The following is an 18896-nucleotide window of genomic DNA, read 5'->3' as shown; positions in this document are numbered from 1 at the left end:
CTATTTTTTTTATTGCTCTGTCAATATATAAACGGGAAAACCCGTTTCAAATGAGATTTTTTCATTTCTTCGCCAAACATATGCTGATAACGCTGGTATATGGAATGGGCACGCGGAACCAAATTGGCCAAGGTCCACACGACGAATACCAATCCGGCCCAGGACCAAGTCAAAATGGCAAAACCGCTCCACTCCACGATCTCCCCGAAATAATTAGCGGAAGTAACATAACGGAACATCCCTCCTCGAGGCAAATAGTGTCCCTTGTCTCCCGGCTTCCGCAGAGTACGGATAATATGATCCGAATGAATATTAATTCCCATCCCAACGAAAAACAACACGCTTCCGATGATAAACTGGGGTGTGGTCAACCAGTCAACCGTATACATATCTTCAGGAGACAGATAAAAAATCCATCCTCCCTGCATGCAAGCATTCAACAGATTAAACACGATTCCCATGACCATGATCCCCATCGGCATCTTACTCCTCCCTTTCAATAAAAGAGGAAAGATAAAAGAACGCTGGAAATAATGAAGCTCGAAATAAAGAAAAAACAACAAAGGAACAATCTCGAAACGACGACCGGAAAAATACCAGAAAAGAAACATGGCCACAAAAACGGGCGACTCCATCAAAACCCACCCTATCCTGTTGTCGATCGGTCTTCCCCACTTTCCGTCGAAAAAAATTCCGTATCCAGCTTTCACAAAATAAAGAACGATAAAAACAATTACCGCCAATACCGTCATAGAGATTAAAAAACTATTGAATGCCTCCATATATTAATCGTTGTCTAAATTTAGGCAAACATAACAAAAATTATGCCTGATTACTATAGGAATAGCAAAAAAAAGACATCCGGCCGGTACATATTTTATTTCAACCTTCCGGATGTCCAACTCCCGCCCGATCCGGTATGGATCGGTTCTTCCCCTCTATCAGTTCGTTATATTTTCATTTTTTCGGTTCTTGAGGCAACTCATCCTGAAAATGAATACTGGCATGAGAACCATCGCAAAACGGCTTATTGGAAGAAACTCCGCAACGGCATAAAGTGACCCGGTTACGTAACTCGTATTCAACACCTTTATCATCATTGATCGGAATACCTCCCTTTACCCATAACGGACCGCTGCAATCCTCTACCGGATCTTCAATTAAGCTCAATGCCGGTTTCAAATGATGTTCGATAAATTCTCCCTTCTCCTTGTCCCATGTCTTCAATCTCCCGGCAGGACAATAATTGGATTCGCGGATCGTTAGTTCCCGCGCCTCCCCGTCATCCGATTCCTCTACCAAATTCCATACCTTTCCGTAAGCATCGCAAAAACGGGCAAAAGCACAATATCTTTCATTATCCGTCAAATCCAAGGTCGGTCCTTCTATAACGTCGGCCCTTTCCAATAAAGGTACGTTATCGGCCGTCAAAGCCGGGTCCCAATCCGCCGTTACATGGGCTCCGTCACAATAAGGCTTATGTTTGGAAGCCCCGCAACGGCATAAAGCCGTCGGCTCGTCCGCCGTCGAATAATTTTCTCCGGGAACATATTCCCATGAACTTCCCTCCTCGTTCGGCATAATGAATTCCTGTTTCAAAGGGGGTTGTCCATATACAAAATAAGGACCTTTCCGATCGATAACAATGGAGTACTTACTATCTACCTTAGGAGTCCCCGGTTCTACATTACGTTTTTTTTGTGTCATGACATATAGAATTGGTTTGTGCTCTATATACTACAAAACCCATCGTTTTGTTCCCGAATTCAATACCTTTCTCGGGTAAAAATATAGTGCCGCTCGTCGGACAGATCCGTATCGAAAGCAAATCCTTTCCAACTGAAAGACTTTAAATCCTCCGGATCTTCGATCCGGTCCCGTATGATATACCCCGTCATCATTCCCCGGGCCATCTTGGCATAAGTACGGACGGTTTCCCATTTTCCGTTTCTGAACTCCTGAAATTCAGGAGTAATCACCCTTACCTCCTCGTTGATTTGATCCATTCGTAAGGCTCCCAAAATATCCAAACTGGCTAAATTCACGAGAATACCGCCGGCCTTACGAACGTCTTCGATCAAAAGCCGGGTTAATTTGGGTCGCCAGTAATCATACAAATTTTTTCCCTCTACCTTATCCAATTTCAACGTATAAGCGATACGGTAAGCCTGAATCAAATCCAAAGGACGTACCGAACCGTATAAAGTCGACACGATACGCACATGCTCCTGAGCGTATTCGAAATCGGCATCGGTAAAAGAGGCCGTATCCATAGCCTTAAAAACCGTTCCGTCGTAAGCAATGATGGCTTGTTTACGAGGACTCGACAAGGACCCGAAACGCCGATAACGTTGAAAACTCTCTTCGGCCAACCTATCACTTACCTTAAGCAAACGAGCCAGCTCGATCACGGAATACTTTTGCATCCGTTCCGCAAGAAATTCGGCTTCGGCGGCATATAACGGTGTCGTATGGGGTATATCTTGTTCGACCAAAGACATATTCATGGTCTTGGCCGGAGATAACATGACCAGCATCCTACCTCAACTCCTCAATCTTATACCCGACACCGGAAACAGCCTTCATCACGGAATCCGTATCTCCGGTTTTCAATGTTACCGTCAATACCCGGTCCGGAGAATTCAAATCAACAGACCATTCGGTCACATCCTTTAAACTGTTCAACAAAGGGGTAACCTTAGCTACACAACCTCCGCATTTCAATGTTGTTCTAAATCTGAATTTTTTTTCCATACCCTCTCATTTTAATTTTTTACAAACCTTTAAATCTAATGCGTAAACTGTTCGTTACGACCGAAACTGAACTGAATGCCATAGCCGCCGCAGCAATCATCGGATTCAAAAGGAAACCGGTAAAAGGATACAATACACCAGCGGCCAAAGGTATTCCGATCACGTTATAAATAAAAGCCCAGAACAAATTCTGCTGAATCGTCCTTACGGTCTGTACAGACAGGTTTATCGCCTTCGGAAGTACATTCAAATCGGAAGTAATCAAAGTCACCTCAGCCACATCCATAGCGATATCCGCCCCTCTTCCCATAGCGATGCTCACGTCGGCTTGAGCCAATGCTTGCGAATCGTTTATACCGTCGCCGACCATAGCCACGATTTTTCCCTCCTGCTGCAACTCCCGGATAAAATCAGCCTTATCCGAGGGCATTACCTCCGATTTAAAACGATGCACGCCCAAAACATCCGCCACCCGCCGAGCCGTACGCGTATTATCTCCGGTCAGCATATAAACCTCCACTCCCATCCGCTGCAATGTCTTTATAGCTTGCCCGGAAGTAACTTTGATCTTATCGGCAATAGCGATAACGGCAATAACTCCTTCCCGTCCGGCAAAAAATACGACCGTTTTTCCCTCTTCCTCCCAACCGGATGCCAAAACATCTTCCTCTCCGGTCAAAGCGACATGCATATCCTCCAATAACTTACGATTACCTACACCATAAACCTCTCCCCCCGCGTAGGCTATAACCCCTTTCCCCACGCTCGTTTCGAAATCCTTTACCTCGATATCCGTAACAGAACCTGCCCTCAACGACTCTACCACAGCATCCGCCAGAGGATGTTCCGAACGACGCTCGATCGCGGATAAAATACCCCGGTACACCTCCCGTCTATCCTTCCCTCTCCAGCTCATATCGGTGACGACCGGTTGCCCTTCCGTAATCGTTCCCGTTTTGTCCAACACGATCGCATTTACCAGATGCATCATCTCCAACCCCTCCGCATCTTTAATTAAAATATTATTCTCGGCTCCCTTACCTATTCCGACCATAATGGCGGTCGGGGTGGCCAATCCCAACGCACAGGGACAAGCAATTACCAATACTGTAATAGAAGTCAGCAAGGCATGGGTAAACGCCTCCTCACCCCCTACAAGCATCCAGATCACAAAGGTCAGCACGGCTATTCCCATAACAACGGGAACGAATATTCCGGCAATCCTATCCACCAACTTCTGTACCGGAGCTTTACTTCCTTGCGCCTCCTGTACCATTTTGATGATATGGGCCAATATAGTCTCGTTCCCGACTTTTTCGGCCCGGAATCTGAAACTTCCCTTCTGATTAATGGTTCCCGCGTAGACAACACTACCGGATGTTTTTTCCACCGGAATGGGCTCGCCCGTGATCATACTCTCGTCCACAAACGAAACTCCCTCCGTAACACTTCCATCCACCGGAATTTTATCGCCCGGTTTAACGACCAAGACATCTCCGACCGACACCTCTTTGATGGGGATCTCCACCTCCCGGCCATCCCCTTCGATCTTCACCACGGTTTTCGGCTGTAATCCCATCAATTTCTTTATAGCGGTAGAAGTACTGAACCTGGCCCTTGCTTCCAATAGCCGGCCCAATAAAATCAAAGCAATAATAACGGCAGCAGCCTCATAATAAACATGTGCCTCCAATCCCCGATCAGTCCAGTATTCAGGCCAAATCGTGTTAAACAAACTGAAAAGAAAAGCAACTCCCGTACTCACGGCCACCAGCGTATCCATATTGGCCCGGCCATGCCGGAACTGTTTATAGGCATGCACGAAAAAATCACGCCCGAAAAAGAGCATCACGGGTAAAGTAAAGGCAAGCATGATCCAATTTCCGTAAGGCATATGCATAAAAAACATTCCGATCACAAAAACAGGAATGGCAAGCAATATCGCTCCGGTAGTCTTTCGCTTTAATGAAAGATATTCCTCCCTTTGCAAACGTCCTGCCTCCTCCGGATCATCCTGTTTTTCTATCACCAATTCATAACCGGCAGCCTCTACGGCCTTCCGCAACTCATCCGGCGTAACTATCTGAGGATCAAATTCAACAAACACGGTTGAATTCGACAGGTTAACCCTTGCTTCCTGCACTCCCTTCTGGGCACTTAAAGTCGACTCCACACTCACGGCACATGAAGCACAACTCATTCCTAATACCTGATAGGTTTCCCTGATATGACCTAAATGATCTGACATATTGATTTTCCTTGATTTTACTATACGTTATTATCCGGGTTTAGTTTCAACCCCGACGCTTACTTCCAAAACAGACACAACCAGATACAAGGAGGTTTTTCTCCCGTTTTCTCTACCCGGTGTTTACAATGTTTCGGCAAAAATAAATAGTCCCCTTGCTTTAGTTCCTTCCATTCTCCCTCCACATTTAACACGGCCTCTCCTTGTACGATCATCAACCATTCGTTTTCCTCCTGGTCATACCAAAAACCCTCGGGAGATACCTGCCCCGTGGAAACAATTCGTTCTACGCGAACATTTTCCTTACGCAACAAAACGGTCACCAACTCCTCGTTTCCCGCCTGTCCGATCGCCTCGTAAATTGATTTCATTCCTCTTTTTTCTTTCATACAAGTATACAACTTTCTACATTAAAAAAAAAGAGCATTTTATTAAAAAATACAGCACTTTTTCACGTTTTTATTCCGCCGTTATCTATGATACCTGCCGAAAAAATCCGGATAAATCAGTACAGTAACACAGAACAGCGCAATTACAAGAAAAGCATTAGGATTACCTGGGCCATGATCACCCGAACAAACATCGTCAACGGGTAGACGGTAGCATATGCAACAGATGGAGTATCCCCATCGATGGTAGAGTTTATATAATTCAGGGCCATCGGATTGGACATACTGCCGCATAACATCCCGGCAACCGAACCGAAGTCCACTTTTATCACGCTAACGGATAAGATAGCCACCAACACCACGGGAACAAAGGTGATCGCAAATCCCAAACCTACCCACAACAAGCCTTCCGGCCTGAAAACGGTATCGAAAAAGTGAACGCCCGCATCCAACCCGAGACAGGCCAAATACATGGACAATCCCAACCCTCTCAACATCAGATTAGCACTAATGGTAGTGTAAGTAATCATATGAATCCGAGGGCCGAACGCCCCCACGAGAATCCCGACAACAATCGGTCCCCCGGCTAATCCTAATTTTACCGGAAAGCTGATTCCCGGTATCGCCAAAGGTATGGAACCCAAAAGCAAACCGACAACCATACCGACAAAAACCGAGACTAAATTCGGTTCGTCCAAATCTTTCACGGCATTTCCGAGTACTTTTTCCACATTAGCAATGGCCGCAGCTTCCCCCACTACGGTCAAACGATCGCCCAACTGGAGCGTCAAATCGGGTGTCGGCAAAAGAGTTACCCCCGATCGGTAAATACGGGTAATATTGATACCGTACTGGTTTCTCAGACGTAATGCCCCTAATTTCTTCCCGTTGATCTCCGAACGGGTAACCACAATCCGGTGAGACTCCAATTGACTGTCGATAGCATCCCAATCGATATCCTCTTTATTCCAATCCTGACTATCCAATTCACCGATAACAATCTCCAGGGATTTCACCTCGCTCTCGGTTGTAATCACCAAGATCCGGTCCCCGTCTTCCACAATCGTATCGGAGGCCGGAATAATTACCCTCCCTTCTCTCCAAAGCCTCGATATAACGAATCTTTTGGACAACAATTTAGCAATATCCTTTATCGATTTATTGAAGATTCCCGGATTACTCACCCGGAAACCGACAATAATGGTCTTCTTGGTTTTATCTTCGTCCCCCCGTTTAAAAAATATACGGGAGGCAAACAGTTTCCGAATCATAATCAAGGCTATAATTACACCGACAACACCCAAAGGATAAGTCACAGCGCAACTCAAAGCCAGATCGGAAGATAAATAGGCGGGATCATTGATCTGTTTCAACGTCTGCTGGGCAGCTCCTAAAGCGGGTGTATTGGTCACGGCCCCGCTTAATATTCCGACCATATCCGGCAAAGAAACTCCTGCCGTCCAATGAAACAATAACGTCATGACCACTCCTAAAATGACCACCGTCATAGCCAATAGGTTCAATCGTATTCCGGATTTACCCAAAGAGGCGAAGAAACCCGGCCCCACCTGCAGTCCCAAAGCATACACGAAAAGGATCAACCCGAAACTCTCCGCGTAATTCAACATTTGCGGATCGATCGTCAATCCCCAATGACCTGCCATGATTCCGGCAAAGAACACGAACGTCACTCCCAACGATACGCCCCAAAGCGTAATTTTACCCAATACCAATCCTATGGCCGAAACCAACGAAACGACAATAACAGCCTGTATAACAGAATGTTCAGCTAATATTCCATTTAACCATTCCATACCCTATTCCTTTCCGAAAAATCTTGTAAAGAAAATAATAAAAAATAAAACTTCATCCTCCTTTTACGAAAAACTCTCCTAAAGATACATCTTAATTGTAGATTAAAAGAATGAAGAGATTCTGTGATTGGAAGATTTACGATTTCGGATTTTAGATTGACGATTTAAAGAATCAAGGGATTCGGGGATTAAAGGATTCAGTGATTGAGTGATTGAGGATTAAGGGGGAAGGGCTAAAAACGAAGGGGCATCAATAGTGAACGGCGAGCGTCGTGTCCGGTTTGAGGAACGGCCAACCGACGGATTGTTTGAGCGAAGCGAGTCCCGGAGGGTAGTGAACGAAAAACGGCTACATGACCGACGGAAACGTCCCGCCCCGAAGGGTTCAGCCCTCTCAATTGCAAATGAAGAGATTCTGTGATTGAAAGATTTACGATTTCGGATTTTAGATTGACGATTTAAAGATAGCTGAATCAGAAGCTTGTCTTGTCCTAAAAAAGTTTAGAAGTTAATTCTGATTTATATTTTTAAATCTTCCGTAGTGCTATTAAAGTTAATATCGAGGCAAGAACAATTTATTGTTTAGATTTATTTCAAGTCTTCCGTAGTGCTATTAAAGTAAACAATAAAAAGCTCTTCGGCTTCCTTAGCCTTCATATTTCAAGTCTTCCGTAGTGCTATTAAAGTTGTTTAGGTTTCTCTGATTTTGATATTCGTTTTTCTAATTTCAAGTCTTCCGTAGTGCTATTAAAGTTGTTTAAGTTTAACGTTCGTCCTCGTCTTGGAATTGAATTTCAAGTCTTCCGTAGTGCTATTAAAGTCCGTTATAGGTTTCAATATAACAAACTAACAATCAATAAATTAATCTTTCATAACAGTACTTTTTCATGGGTATTTTTCAGTCGACCCCTAATTCGTAGATTTTACCGGGAGGTCGACGACTTTATTTAATTCGTTTATTATCAAAACATCAAAGAACTTTTATTACCAAATATAATCCCCGTAACCACGCTCAGACCCCCTTTCATCGAAGGTCGACTTCCGCAAACATTTATATAGCCTTAAAGATAGATAAATTATAAAACAAACCCAAACCATTGCAAAATCAAATAAAATTCAAAAGAATTATATACATAAAAATAAGACTTTATCGTTATAAAACAACGTATAAAGTCTTATCAATCAATATACAAAAAAGGATTTTCCTTGCCTATTTCGAATAACTTAATGGAGTGGTTATCCAATCGTAATTTTTCCAAGGTGACAACTTATTAAAAATAGTCAATCCGGAATTACAAAACTGTACCACGGCATTCGCCGGATCACTATACGAAAAAACATCCTCCAGATTTAAAAAAAACTCCTTTTTAGCCGGAAGAAAGAAAGCTTTATCCGGATGAAGCATATCATCATGTCCCTGAATATCCTCGATAAAAGGATAGGGTAAACCGTAAAAAGCGGGTTTTCCGTAATTCACATCTCCCGGCCAAAATCCGCATTCGAAATACCGTTCGTCAAAAGCATGATCCGAAATCGACTTATTCATACCGAAAGGAGCCGATTCCCCGCTATACACGATACAAGTCAAATCCATCGTTCCGAAATAATACGCGGGACCGTCTACCTTTCCCCGGAAACCGGAAAGAAATTGCCTCATAGCCCCGTAAGCAAAAAGTAAATTCTGAAGCCACAATTCAACGGCAGCCTTATCGTAGTGATGATGTTTTCTATCCTGGTCAAAAGGTATCGGATCATAAAACTCTTGCGGTTTTATATTAATCTCAGTGGCCGCACCGATCTGCTCGAGAGCATCCATAAACTGGTGATAATATACGGCTATCGACGTACCGTCCTCCAATGGTAACGTACGACTCTTTCCTTCCTCATTATGAATCTCGATCTGATGCTTTCTCAAATTGACAAAAATCTCGAAAGGAGAGGTACTACAAGGTATAATCCCGGAAGACAATCCGTCCAAAGTCATGTAAAGACGTACATGTGCCCATTCCGGACGTTTGTGACAACGCTCTAATTTTACTTTCCCTACCATTTGCAATAAAAGATGTACCAAATCGGCCGTATCCTGCCATTCCGTATAATTTAAAAATTTTTTATCCATATCGTCATTATTTTAAACATTCATATAGGATTGATTAAACGGTGATAATAGAAAATAGTTTTAACAGGATGTATAGTAAAACAAGCGTGTAATGCGTTTTTTCTTTGTCTATTTTTAAAAAAGGGTAACAAAACCTCCTCGATATCGTTAAATTCTCCAAGAACAATTAACAATATTATATGATGAAAAACAAATATTTCTATTTCATGAGTTGCATGTTACTGTTTACCTTATCCCTGTATGCGACAGAAAAAGAGAAACCTAAATTCAAATTAGGGGGAGCCTTGCGTTTCAATTACAATTTTTCGGACTGGAACCGGGGACATCGGGATAGAGGGGGAGATTTCGGTTTTGATGTATTACGATTCACACTCGCCGGATCCTATAAAAATATTCTGTTAGATGCAGACTATCGTTTTTACAGCAAGGACTACGGTGGGCCTATGTTAAAATACGGCTGGATCGGTTACCGGTTCAATTCTAAAAATCAGATACAAGCCGGGGTGACCGGGGTACCGTTCGGAATCCAACCTATCGGTTCTCACAACTTTTTTCTACAAATCACCTATTACGTGGGCCTGGAAGACGATTCGGATATGGGAATCAAATTTGTCCATAAGGGAGAAAAATGGGACTATGCTATCGCCTTCTTTAAAAATGCCGACGAACTCCTGTTCGGCTCGGATTCGGAGGTGACGGACGACCGATACGGTTATGACGTGGCAGGACGTAATAAAGAGATCAATCAATTCAATTTGCAGGCTTTCTACAAATGGGGAACCTATACATTGAATAAATTCGGCGGATCCGCCGAATTCGGGCAACTCTACAATTTGGACACCCGCAACAACGGAACTCACTACGCTTTGGCCCTACATTATGAGCTATACTGGAAAAATCTGAGCCTGAAAACGCAGTTGACAACCTATGCCATGTATCCCAAAAACAAAGAAGGAGAAGAGAGAAATGTCATCACGATGACAGCCTACGGAGCTCCCTATCTCGTAGCCGCCAAAGCCAACATCTACACGGTTGGTGCCGGGTATACCTTCAATATTGATTCGAAACTAATCGAAAAAATACAAGTGTATAACGATTTTGGTTGCCTGCAAAAGTGGGACAAACTGTTGAAAAACAGTTATCAAAACGTGACAGGACTTCTGGTCGTTGCCGGTCCGGTATGGTTATACGTGGATTACGCGTTGGGTAAAAATCACGCCTGGTTAGGTCCCGATTGGAACGGCTTCGGCCCCGGGGGGGCAAGCGAATCCTGGCACGCTCGTTTTAATATGAATATCGGATACTATTTTTAAACTAAACCAACCTATGATCAAAGAATTATATAACCTTTACGTCGGTCGATGGCATTTCTTTTTAAACCTGACCCTGCAACACATCGAAATCTCCGTTATCTCGATCGTGTTGGCCACTATCATCGGATTGGGATTAGGAATTTTCATCAGTCAATATAAACGAAGCTCTTCAACCGTCTTGGGAATTACCAATTTCATCTATACCATCCCCTCCATTGCCCTTTTCGGTTTTTTAATTCCTTTCTCTGGTATAGGTAATACAACGGCTATCGTTGCTCTGACGGTCTATGCCCTACTCCCCATGGTACGTAATACCTACACGGGAATCACGGGGATCGACAAAGAGATCACGGAAGCTGCCAAAGGAATGGGAAGCACTCCCTTTCAAATCTTATACAAGATAGAACTTCCGCTTGCCTTCCCCGTTATTCTTTCAGGCATTCGCAATATGGTCGTCATGACCATTGCCTTAACCGGTATAGCGGCCTTTATCGGAGCCGGGGGATTGGGCGTCGCCATCTACCGGGGAATAACGACCAATAATTCGGCCATGACCATAGCAGGCAGTTTACTGATTGCCGTTCTGGCCCTATTCGCAGACTGGGGAGTAGGATGCTACGAAAAATACATCAAAAGAAAACGTAAACTGATTTGATAGACCATGAAAAATTCATTTATAGCCATAGCTCTAAGTTTTATATTACTTTATAGCTGCAACACGCCTGACGATACGATCCGTATCGCTACCAAACCCATGACGGAACAATTCATTCTCGGTGAAATGTTGAGATTGCTCATAGAGGAAAATTCCGATTTACAAGTGAAAATCACGAAAGGCATCGGAGGCGGAACCAGCAATATCCATCCCGCTATCGTAAAAGGAGATTTCGACCTTTATCCGGAATACACGGGTACCGGATGGCTCGTTATCCTGAAAAAAGACTCGTTGCTTCCCGCGGACGAATTGTATTCGGCCCTGCAAAAAGAGTATCTCGATAAATACCGCCTGTACTGGATCGGTCGATACGGCTTTAATAATGCTTACAGCTTAGCCGTAAGTAACGACAAAGCTCGAAAATACCATCTGAAAACTTATTCCGATCTGACCAGGTATCCCGATCAATTCATATTCGGTGCGGAATACGATTTCTTTGAAATTCACGACGGATACGATGCTCTATGCAAGTTCTACGATCTGAAATTTAAAAAGACGATGGATATGGACATCGGTTTAAAATACGAGGCGATCAAATCGAATAAAATCGATGTGATGAACATATTCACAACCGACGGCCAGCTAAGCGGAGCCGAACTGACGGTATTGGAAGACGATAAACGATTCTTCCCCACATACTACTGCGCCACGGTCGTCCGGGAGGAAACATTAAAAAAACACCCGGAGTTAAAGAAAATACTCATGTTGATGGACGGTATACTGACCGATCAAGAGATGGCTGACCTGAACTATCAGGTTGAGATCGCCGGCAACTCGGAGCGGGACGTTGCCGCTAATTTTCTACAAAGTAAAGGATTAATCAAAAAAAACAAAAATCATGGAAAATGAAACGGTTATCCGGTTTGAACATGTTTCTAAAAACTACGGGGAACATCAGGTGTTGGAAGATTTCAACTTAGAAATAAAAAAAGGTGAGTTTCTAACCGTTATCGGTACTTCCGGCTCCGGAAAAACGACCGTGTTGAAACTCATCAACGGCTTGCTGGCCCCCACTTACGGGTCTGTCTATGTAAACGGGAAAGATATCACAAAAGAGAATCAAACCCTGCTCCGTAGAAATATCGGCTACGTGATTCAGGGTATCGGACTCTTCCCTCACATGACCATTCGCAAAAATATTGCCTATGTACCTAACCTTTTGAATCATAAAGATAAAGAAAAAAACAAAAAAGCCGTGGAGCGACTGATCCGGGTCGTGGGCTTGGAAGAGGAGATGCTCGATCGTTATCCCGCCGAACTCTCAGGAGGACAACGTCAACGGGTTGGTATTGCACGGGCACTGGCCGCCGATCCGAATATCCTGCTCATGGATGAATCCTTCGGGGCCGTGGATGAAATCACCCGTAAAATGTTACAGAACGAGATCATCCGCATCCACAACGAGTTGGGAGTAACCATCGTCTTCGTAACCCACGATATCAAAGAAGCCCTGAAATTAGGAACACGCGTACTGGTTATGAACAAAGGTAAAATCGAACAAGACGGAACCCCGGAAGAGATAGAAAAAACACCCGCGACTCTTTTCGTAAAGGAATTAATCGGAGGATAAAACTTCACGCAATGACTCCTGCATAGGGAAACCGTTTTCCAATTGTTTCCCTACATACCCCGTTACCCGGTCTATCCAGCAGGCAATCCTGCCTTTTCCCTTCACATCGTTTCCCCAAAAATCAATCCATTCCGTTTCGTCTGCCGAAAGGATAAACTGCTTTATCAACGGCAAATGCTCGTACAAACGACAAACGGACTTCGGCACTCTCTCGTAACGAACCGACCGGTAGATGATGCTCCCCTGCCCTCCTGCCGAGAATACATCCCGTACGTTAGGACACACGACACCTTCACGGGTAGACAACCATACGGCAAAACGATTAAACTTATCCTTATGACTGCTTAATAATTCGGGAAAAAAACAAAATCCTTTTATCATATAAACATTCCGTTCCTCCGGGGTCAGGTTATTCCATAACCGGATCACCATTCCCGTCCCCGACGAGGCCGATTCCGAATCCAACCACCATAACTCTTCCCCCGGCTTTAACTTGGAGCGATAATAGCTCAAAATAGTACGGATAGGTGTTGTTTGACGACGCAATTCATCGTAAGAAATACCCATCTTATCGAATATCGTCTCTCCCGAAAGCAAATTCATATCGATCGCATACCGGGGCGAATGGGTGACAACGACTTCCGGCAAACACTCTTCATACAACCGGCATTTAAATTCTACCGGTTCGCACATCTTACCGAACAGCATGTAAATCCGTTCCACCCCGTTCACCCGGGTTCCTTCGGCGACACTGCTTCCCGTCGATTTCCAGTGATTCGCCTGAGTCGTCTTGACCTCTATGCCGAAGTATCCTTGAATCACGATATCGGGAAAGCGCTGTCCCGAAACCAACTCTATATCATCTTCAAACGGTGTACCCACGGCGCATTTCCGAAGGACATCCGCCACCTTCCCCTCCAAACGGTTACCCAAAAGTTTCTTGTAGTGCTCAGGCTGCTCTCTTGCTTCGGTCCGTAACACCTGAAGCATTTGCTCGATCAAAAGCTCAAAAGCTTTTATATCCGGCTCCTGACACCATAAAGATTTCATACTATTTGAAATAAAGATCCCACAATGATTCTATGCGCCTGGCAATATGATAAGCAAGCAAAGGAGGTACCGCATTCCCGATAATCTTATAAGCCGCAGAGGGACTCAATACGAACTGACGGGATTTCCCTTCTTTCGGTATCACGAATTCGTAATCGGGCGGAAAGGTCTGTATCAAAGCACACTCCCTCGGTGTCAAGCGCCGCTCCTTCAATCCCCGTTTCAACTCTTTATCCATTTGTCCTCCATGCTCTTTCGATAGGCGGCGATACTCTATATTGCCGTGATGTTCGGCCCGGATCGTCGGACCAATGCCCCGAATATCCACCTCGGTCTGTCCCTGGCAATGCGTCCCCATAAATTTGGCCCGGGAATAATACATCTGAGAAGGATCCCGGCTCTCCTCCGGTTCTTTCAGACCGGCAAATACCTTGGCTAAAGTTTGTGGTGTAGCCAGCTCTCTATTCGTCTCGTCATGGAAAGCATGACTCGCCCCCGGATAAGGATTATAATTATCCGGAACTGTTTTCCGTGTTAATGCCCGGAAAGCCTCTTCTCTCAAGGCCGATTTTCGAATACCGATAAAAATCACGCGCTCTCGGGATTGCGGTACGCCGTAATCGGCGGCATGCAATACCTGAGGCTCCAGTACGATATACCCGTGCTCGTCAGCCATGGAAAAATCATGCTGGATGATCTCTTTAACATTCGAAAGATTGACTAACCCTTTTACATTCTCGGCAATAAATATCTTAGGCTTGGTAATCTCAATGACCTCTTTCATCCACATGTATAACTTTCCCCGGGTCTCCTCCGTGGCCATCTCCCCCTCGATGATACGTCCGTTATGGTCTTTACGGGAGTCGAATCCTTTTCTCTTCCCGGCCACGCTAAAATCCTGACAAGGAAACCCACCCGTCACCACATCCACATCTTCCGGAAAAACCTGCTCACCGGACCGATGACGTTTCACTAAATCCACGATACTCTCGTTCCTGTAAATCTCCTGCGAATAGCCGTACTTTTTAAAATAATATACCCAGGCAGTCCTCGCCTCTTTCAAAATATCATTGGCAAAAACCAATTCGAAACGAGTCGGTTTCAGTTTCACGAAGTCTCCCCTCCCTCTACTCTCTACAAAATCCGGGTTCCTCGCTTCACACAAACTATCCTTGTGAACCGAAAATCCGCCCTCCCATCCCAGGTCCATACCTCCGCAACCGGAAAACAACGAAAGGACGCGAATATTTTTACCTTTATTCCCTGCCTCCACAGAAGAAACTCCCATATCTGATTCCCCTAATATATTACACTTTTATTTTATTTAATACAACAACACGAATAAGAAAGATACTCCCGCAGTGGAACGATCGAGTATCTTATTTCAAATCTTATTAATGCAGTAAAAATATTCTATACTCTGAAAATAGAAATAATATCACTTATTTCAATTCCATCGATACAATACAACCACGACAAAAATAGTAAAATAATTTTCAATTCCATTCCATATAATACAACGAACCATTTTCTAAAAGAATGTTCCCCCGAGATACCTATCCTTAAATCACAGAATCACTCCATTTCTTAATCCTTCAATTATATGATCGCAGAACCACATCGTCTTACAACCTCCTAATTTATAACCGTCGATCTCTTTAATCTCTTAATCACCTAATCCAAACAGTTTCTTGTTTAATTAAAAGAAATGTCGTAACTTACAGGAAATATTCTCAAAAGGGGCTGTGACCATATCTTTTTTTCGTTAAACCTAAAAAAACTACCAATGAAAAAAACTATTATTATCGGCATCATCTTATCCATGGCGATAGGTTTTGCATTCACGAACCTGAATATCCTACAATCGACTGGAGAAGTTAACGGAACCGTACACGATGTATTTACTCACCAGACATTAGAACATATTTGGGTTGAAGAGATCGTAAACAAGGTTGCAATACAGTCTGTAAAAACCGATTCAGAAGGCAGATTCTCCATTTCTGTTCGTCACAACCCGGCTAACCTAAGATTTTCTGATCCGGATCAAAATCGTTACAAGACACAAAGCGATAATTTCGATTGGAAAAATACTGCTTGTAGTAACGAAACCATTTACTTAGAACCCAAATAACCTGTAAAACAGACGCTAAAACAATAAATACGTAAACTGAATCGGAATATTTTCTATTGATCTCCCATTCGGAATAACCTTCGAAATAGCCGAATCACAAAACAAACCGGTGTCTAACGACAATATTTTTAACGACTTTCGATAACCCGATAAGAGGAGATAGGAGTTCTTTGTACACCTATCTCCCCTATATGAGTTCAATTAACAGCGGAGATAAAGGACTGGAAAGAGTTTAAAATATGCATTTCAATTCCGCCTGACTTCAATTAACAACCGTTACCACCCTCCCCCCAAAAAAAACAAATAATCAGATAGTTATACTTTACCAAAGTGTTATTTTTAGGATGTGCTTTCTAAAGATACAAAAATTTTCTCCCAATCACTCAATCTTCCAATCACTGAATCCTTTAATCTCTTAATCACCGAATCGCTAAATTTTACAATCGCCGGTTTTTAATCCAAGGTTTGTATTCCTCCTCCGTTTACAAACAATACTTGTCCGCTTACCCACTCGGAAACAGGAGCGGCAAAATAAAGAACAGCACCAGCGATATCCGATACCTTGCCCAATCTCTTTATAGGCGTATGTTGCAACATACGTTGCTCTATTTCCGGGGTCAGAATCGACTGAAGCGCATTCGTAACAGTAGCACCCGGTCCGACGTTATTGATACGTACTCCCATGGAACCGAAATCATAAGCAAGATTGGCAACCAAATGATTCAAGGCCGCTTTAGAAGAAGCATACACACTCATGTCGGGACTCTTGTTTACGCTACTCATCGAAGTAATATTGATAATACTCCCGTAACCTGATTTTGCCATATGGGGTACTGTTAGCTGACACAACCGCCAAGCACTGAATACGTTGAAATTAAAAATCTTCTCGAAATACTCCCGATCTATCTTAAACGGATTCTCTCGTCCGCCTCCCCCGCCTCCGGCATTGTTTACCAAAATATTTACGGTTCCAAACTCTTTCACGGCCCTATCCACGAGGTTTACAAGGTCCTCGTCCTTCAGCACGTTACACTCCGCAGCAATTGCTCTTCCTCCCTTGCTTTTTATTTCATCCGCAACTAATTGCGCCTTGTCGATATTCAAATCACTGATTACGACGCACGCACCCGCCTCTGCAAGTATTTCACAACATCCCTTGCCAATACCGTCACCGCCGCCCGTCACGACAGCGACTTTTCCTTTAAGATCAAACAATTTATTAATTTCCATAGTGATACATTATTTATTAAATCATTAAACTTCTTTTGTCGAAGGCGATACCTCACCGGACGACTATATTTCTTAAACTAAGAATAAAAAAAATAGTTCTTCATTTTGTCATAAAATAACACAATTACAAACTTTATAATTCTCTCCTTGTAAAGCCGCTTATACTCCGCTTATACTCCTCTTATTCTACTGTAATCTCTAACCATATAACAGAATATTACAAACTTTATAACAGTTAATCGAGCATAATCCGACTCTCGGAAAACAAACATTATTTATTTTTGGCAACAAGAAGGTGTGTTATGTTTGGTTTACTTGATTGCAACAACTTTTACGCAAGTTGTGAACGTGTTTTTCGTCCGGATTTGAACGGAAAACCGGTTATTGTTTTATCGAATAACGACGGGTGTGTTATCGCCAGAAGTAATGAAGCGAAGGCTGTAAGAATAAGAATGGGTGTCCCTGCCTTCGAAATCAAAGAGATTGTCTCACGTCATCAGGTACACGTGTTCTCGACAAATTTCCCGCTCTACGGGGATATGTCAAACCGGGTAATGAACACGCTGTCGAATTTTGTGAAGGAGATCGAAGTTTACAGCATTGACGAAAGTTTTTTAGATCTTAGCGGATACGAACGGTACAACCTTCGGGAATATGGAAAATCCATCGTTAAAACAGTACGCCAAAACACCGGAATTCCCGTTTCCATCGGCATTGCCAACACAAAAACACTATCCAAAATTGCCAATAAATTCGCAAAAAAATACAAGGCTTACAATGGAGTCTGTATCATTGACACGGAATACAAACGGTTACGGGCTTTACAATTGACAAAAATCGAAGATATCTGGGGCATCGGTCGAAAACAAACTGAAAAATTAAAATCAAAAGGAATTGATACCGCTTTTGATTTCACGAACCTATCTCGCGAATGGGTAAGAAAACACATGACCGTTACAGGGGAAAGAACGTGGAGAGAATTAAACGGGGAGGCTTGCATCGAGCTCCATACGATTCCTCCCGCTAAAAAACAGATTTGTACAAGCAGAAGCTTTGGAGATATGCTTACCGATTACACGAGTCTGTCGGAAGCCATCTCCACTTTTGCCGCCAGCTGCTCGGAGAAATTAAGAGGGCAGAAATCATATGCGATTTCCCTCATGGTATTCATTCACACGAACAACTTCCGACCTGATATGCCACAATATTATCGAAATTGTATTGTCACCTTACCGACACCGACGAACAGTACAATAGAAATCGTGCGACACGCCCGAGAAGCATTGAGGAAAATCTACATAAAGGGATACGCTTACAAAAAAGGCGGGGTAATCATCACGGAAATCACCGGGAAAAACGCACAACTCAACCTGTTTCATCAGATAGACAGGGAAAAACACGACCGGATGATGAACACCCTGGATAAACTTAATGACCGCTATTACCGTAATAAAGTATATCTCGCGGCACAAGGAACCGGGGGAACATGGAAGCTGAAGCAGGAACATTTCTCCCGACACTACACGACAAGGCTGGATGAGATCATAACGATTAAAGTATAGA

18 protein-coding genes and 1 CRISPR repeat array are annotated in these 18896 nt (G+C 43.5%); of the genes, 6 read left to right on the top strand and 12 right to left on the bottom strand.

From position 1 onward, the window contains the following. Window positions 1-20 precede the first annotated feature (20 nt). The 9 genes from PGR74_RS01945 to PGR74_RS01905 all read right to left on the bottom strand — a co-directional run bounded on the left by PGR74_RS01945 (window position 21) and on the right by PGR74_RS01905 (window position 9324). Entirely contained in the window at window positions 21-752 is a 732-nt protein-coding gene (locus PGR74_RS01945) for a DUF1295 domain-containing protein (RefSeq protein ID WP_041504052.1), read from the bottom strand. A 205-nt stretch (window positions 753-957) separates the two neighbouring features. Beyond that, window positions 958-1707, bottom strand: coding sequence for a CDGSH iron-sulfur domain-containing protein (locus tag PGR74_RS01940; protein ID WP_059026129.1), 750 nt, complete (start codon window positions 1705-1707; stop codon window positions 958-960). Between the two features lie 59 nt (window positions 1708-1766). Continuing rightward, window positions 1767-2537 (bottom strand): YaaA family protein, encoded by a 771-nt coding sequence (locus PGR74_RS01935; RefSeq protein ID WP_059026128.1) that lies wholly within the window; start codon window positions 2535-2537, stop codon window positions 1767-1769. 1 nt (window position 2538) lies between these two features. Further along, window positions 2539-2754, bottom strand: a complete 216-nt coding sequence (locus PGR74_RS01930) for a heavy-metal-associated domain-containing protein (RefSeq protein ID WP_041503712.1) — start codon at window positions 2752-2754, stop codon at window positions 2539-2541. Between the two features lie 19 nt (window positions 2755-2773). After that, window positions 2774-5002, bottom strand: coding sequence for a heavy metal translocating P-type ATPase (locus PGR74_RS01925; protein ID WP_270516650.1), 2229 nt, complete (start codon window positions 5000-5002; stop codon window positions 2774-2776). A 59-nt stretch (window positions 5003-5061) separates the two neighbouring features. Next, complete coding sequence (locus PGR74_RS01920) at window positions 5062-5391, bottom strand: cupin domain-containing protein (RefSeq protein WP_041504915.1); 330 nt, start codon at window positions 5389-5391, stop codon at window positions 5062-5064. 143 nt (window positions 5392-5534) lie between these two features. Then, window positions 5535-7205 carry a putative transporter gene (locus PGR74_RS01915; protein WP_041504916.1) on the bottom strand — a complete coding sequence of 557 codons (1671 nt, stop codon included), beginning with the start codon at window positions 7203-7205 and terminating at the stop codon, window positions 5535-5537. A gap of 233 nt (window positions 7206-7438) precedes the next feature. Next, window positions 7439-7609 carry a hypothetical protein gene (locus PGR74_RS01910; RefSeq protein ID WP_160289146.1) on the bottom strand — a complete coding sequence of 57 codons (171 nt, stop codon included), beginning with the start codon at window positions 7607-7609 and terminating at the stop codon, window positions 7439-7441. 119 nt (window positions 7610-7728) lie between these two features. After that, a CRISPR array of direct repeats spans window positions 7729-8026; the repeat unit is 31 nt; unit sequence AATTTCAAGTCTTCCGTAGTGCTATTAAAGT. 389 nt (window positions 8027-8415) lie between these two features. Then, entirely contained in the window at window positions 8416-9324 is a 909-nt protein-coding gene (locus tag PGR74_RS01905; RefSeq protein WP_041504917.1) for a DUF5996 family protein, read from the bottom strand. A gap of 179 nt (window positions 9325-9503) precedes the next feature. On the opposite strand from PGR74_RS01905, the gene PGR74_RS01900 reads away from it, so the two are divergent. Genes PGR74_RS01900 through PGR74_RS01885 form a run of 4 tightly spaced genes read left to right on the top strand, consistent with a single transcriptional unit; the run spans window position 9504 to window position 12922 of the window. Then, on the top strand, window positions 9504-10637 hold the full coding sequence (locus PGR74_RS01900; RefSeq protein ID WP_236684951.1) for a hypothetical protein: 1134 nt from the start codon (window positions 9504-9506) through the stop codon (window positions 10635-10637). A gap of 13 nt (window positions 10638-10650) precedes the next feature. Beyond that, a complete protein-coding gene (locus PGR74_RS01895) occupies window positions 10651-11292 on the top strand; it encodes an ABC transporter permease (protein WP_270516648.1) in 642 nt (213 codons plus the stop codon). A gap of 6 nt (window positions 11293-11298) precedes the next feature. After that, complete coding sequence (locus tag PGR74_RS01890) at window positions 11299-12201, top strand: glycine betaine ABC transporter substrate-binding protein (RefSeq protein WP_041503718.1); 903 nt, start codon at window positions 11299-11301, stop codon at window positions 12199-12201. Then, complete coding sequence (locus PGR74_RS01885; protein WP_041503719.1) at window positions 12191-12922, top strand: ATP-binding cassette domain-containing protein; 732 nt, start codon at window positions 12191-12193, stop codon at window positions 12920-12922. Before PGR74_RS01890 ends, PGR74_RS01885 begins: the two co-directional genes overlap by 11 nt. Here the strand turns inward: PGR74_RS01885 and PGR74_RS01880 are convergent. Together PGR74_RS01880 and PGR74_RS01875 are read right to left on the bottom strand one after the other, a co-directional pair. Then, window positions 12908-13972, bottom strand: coding sequence for a hypothetical protein (locus PGR74_RS01880; RefSeq protein WP_041503720.1), 1065 nt, complete (start codon window positions 13970-13972; stop codon window positions 12908-12910). The two genes, PGR74_RS01885 and PGR74_RS01880, sit on opposite strands and share 15 nt — an antisense overlap. A 1-nt stretch (window position 13973) precedes the next feature. Continuing rightward, window positions 13974-15260 carry a DNA cytosine methyltransferase gene (locus tag PGR74_RS01875; RefSeq protein ID WP_041504918.1) on the bottom strand — a complete coding sequence of 429 codons (1287 nt, stop codon included), beginning with the start codon at window positions 15258-15260 and terminating at the stop codon, window positions 13974-13976. A gap of 498 nt (window positions 15261-15758) precedes the next feature. On the opposite strand from PGR74_RS01875, the gene PGR74_RS01870 reads away from it, so the two are divergent. Then, the gene (locus PGR74_RS01870) at window positions 15759-16103 is read left to right on the top strand and encodes a hypothetical protein (protein WP_041503722.1); all 345 of its coding nucleotides are present in this window, start codon (window positions 15759-15761) and stop codon (window positions 16101-16103) included. A gap of 453 nt (window positions 16104-16556) precedes the next feature. Here the strand turns inward: PGR74_RS01870 and PGR74_RS01865 are convergent, their stop codons facing one another. Next, window positions 16557-17333 (bottom strand): glucose 1-dehydrogenase, encoded by a 777-nt coding sequence (locus PGR74_RS01865; protein WP_041504919.1) that lies wholly within the window; start codon window positions 17331-17333, stop codon window positions 16557-16559. Between the two features lie 302 nt (window positions 17334-17635). Between PGR74_RS01865 and PGR74_RS01860 the strand changes: the two genes are divergently transcribed. Next, the gene (locus tag PGR74_RS01860; protein ID WP_270516646.1) at window positions 17636-18895 is read left to right on the top strand and encodes a Y-family DNA polymerase; all 1260 of its coding nucleotides are present in this window, start codon (window positions 17636-17638) and stop codon (window positions 18893-18895) included. Window position 18896: the final 1 nt, after the last annotated feature.

Origin of the sequence: Sanguibacteroides sp. AM78-02pH3A, from assembly GCF_027666085.1 — a bacterium.
GTDB lineage: Bacteria > Bacteroidota > Bacteroidia > Bacteroidales > Marinifilaceae > Gabonibacter > Gabonibacter massiliensis.
Note: the sequence above shows the minus strand (reverse complement) of the source record. Positions and strands in the feature narration are given on the sequence as shown.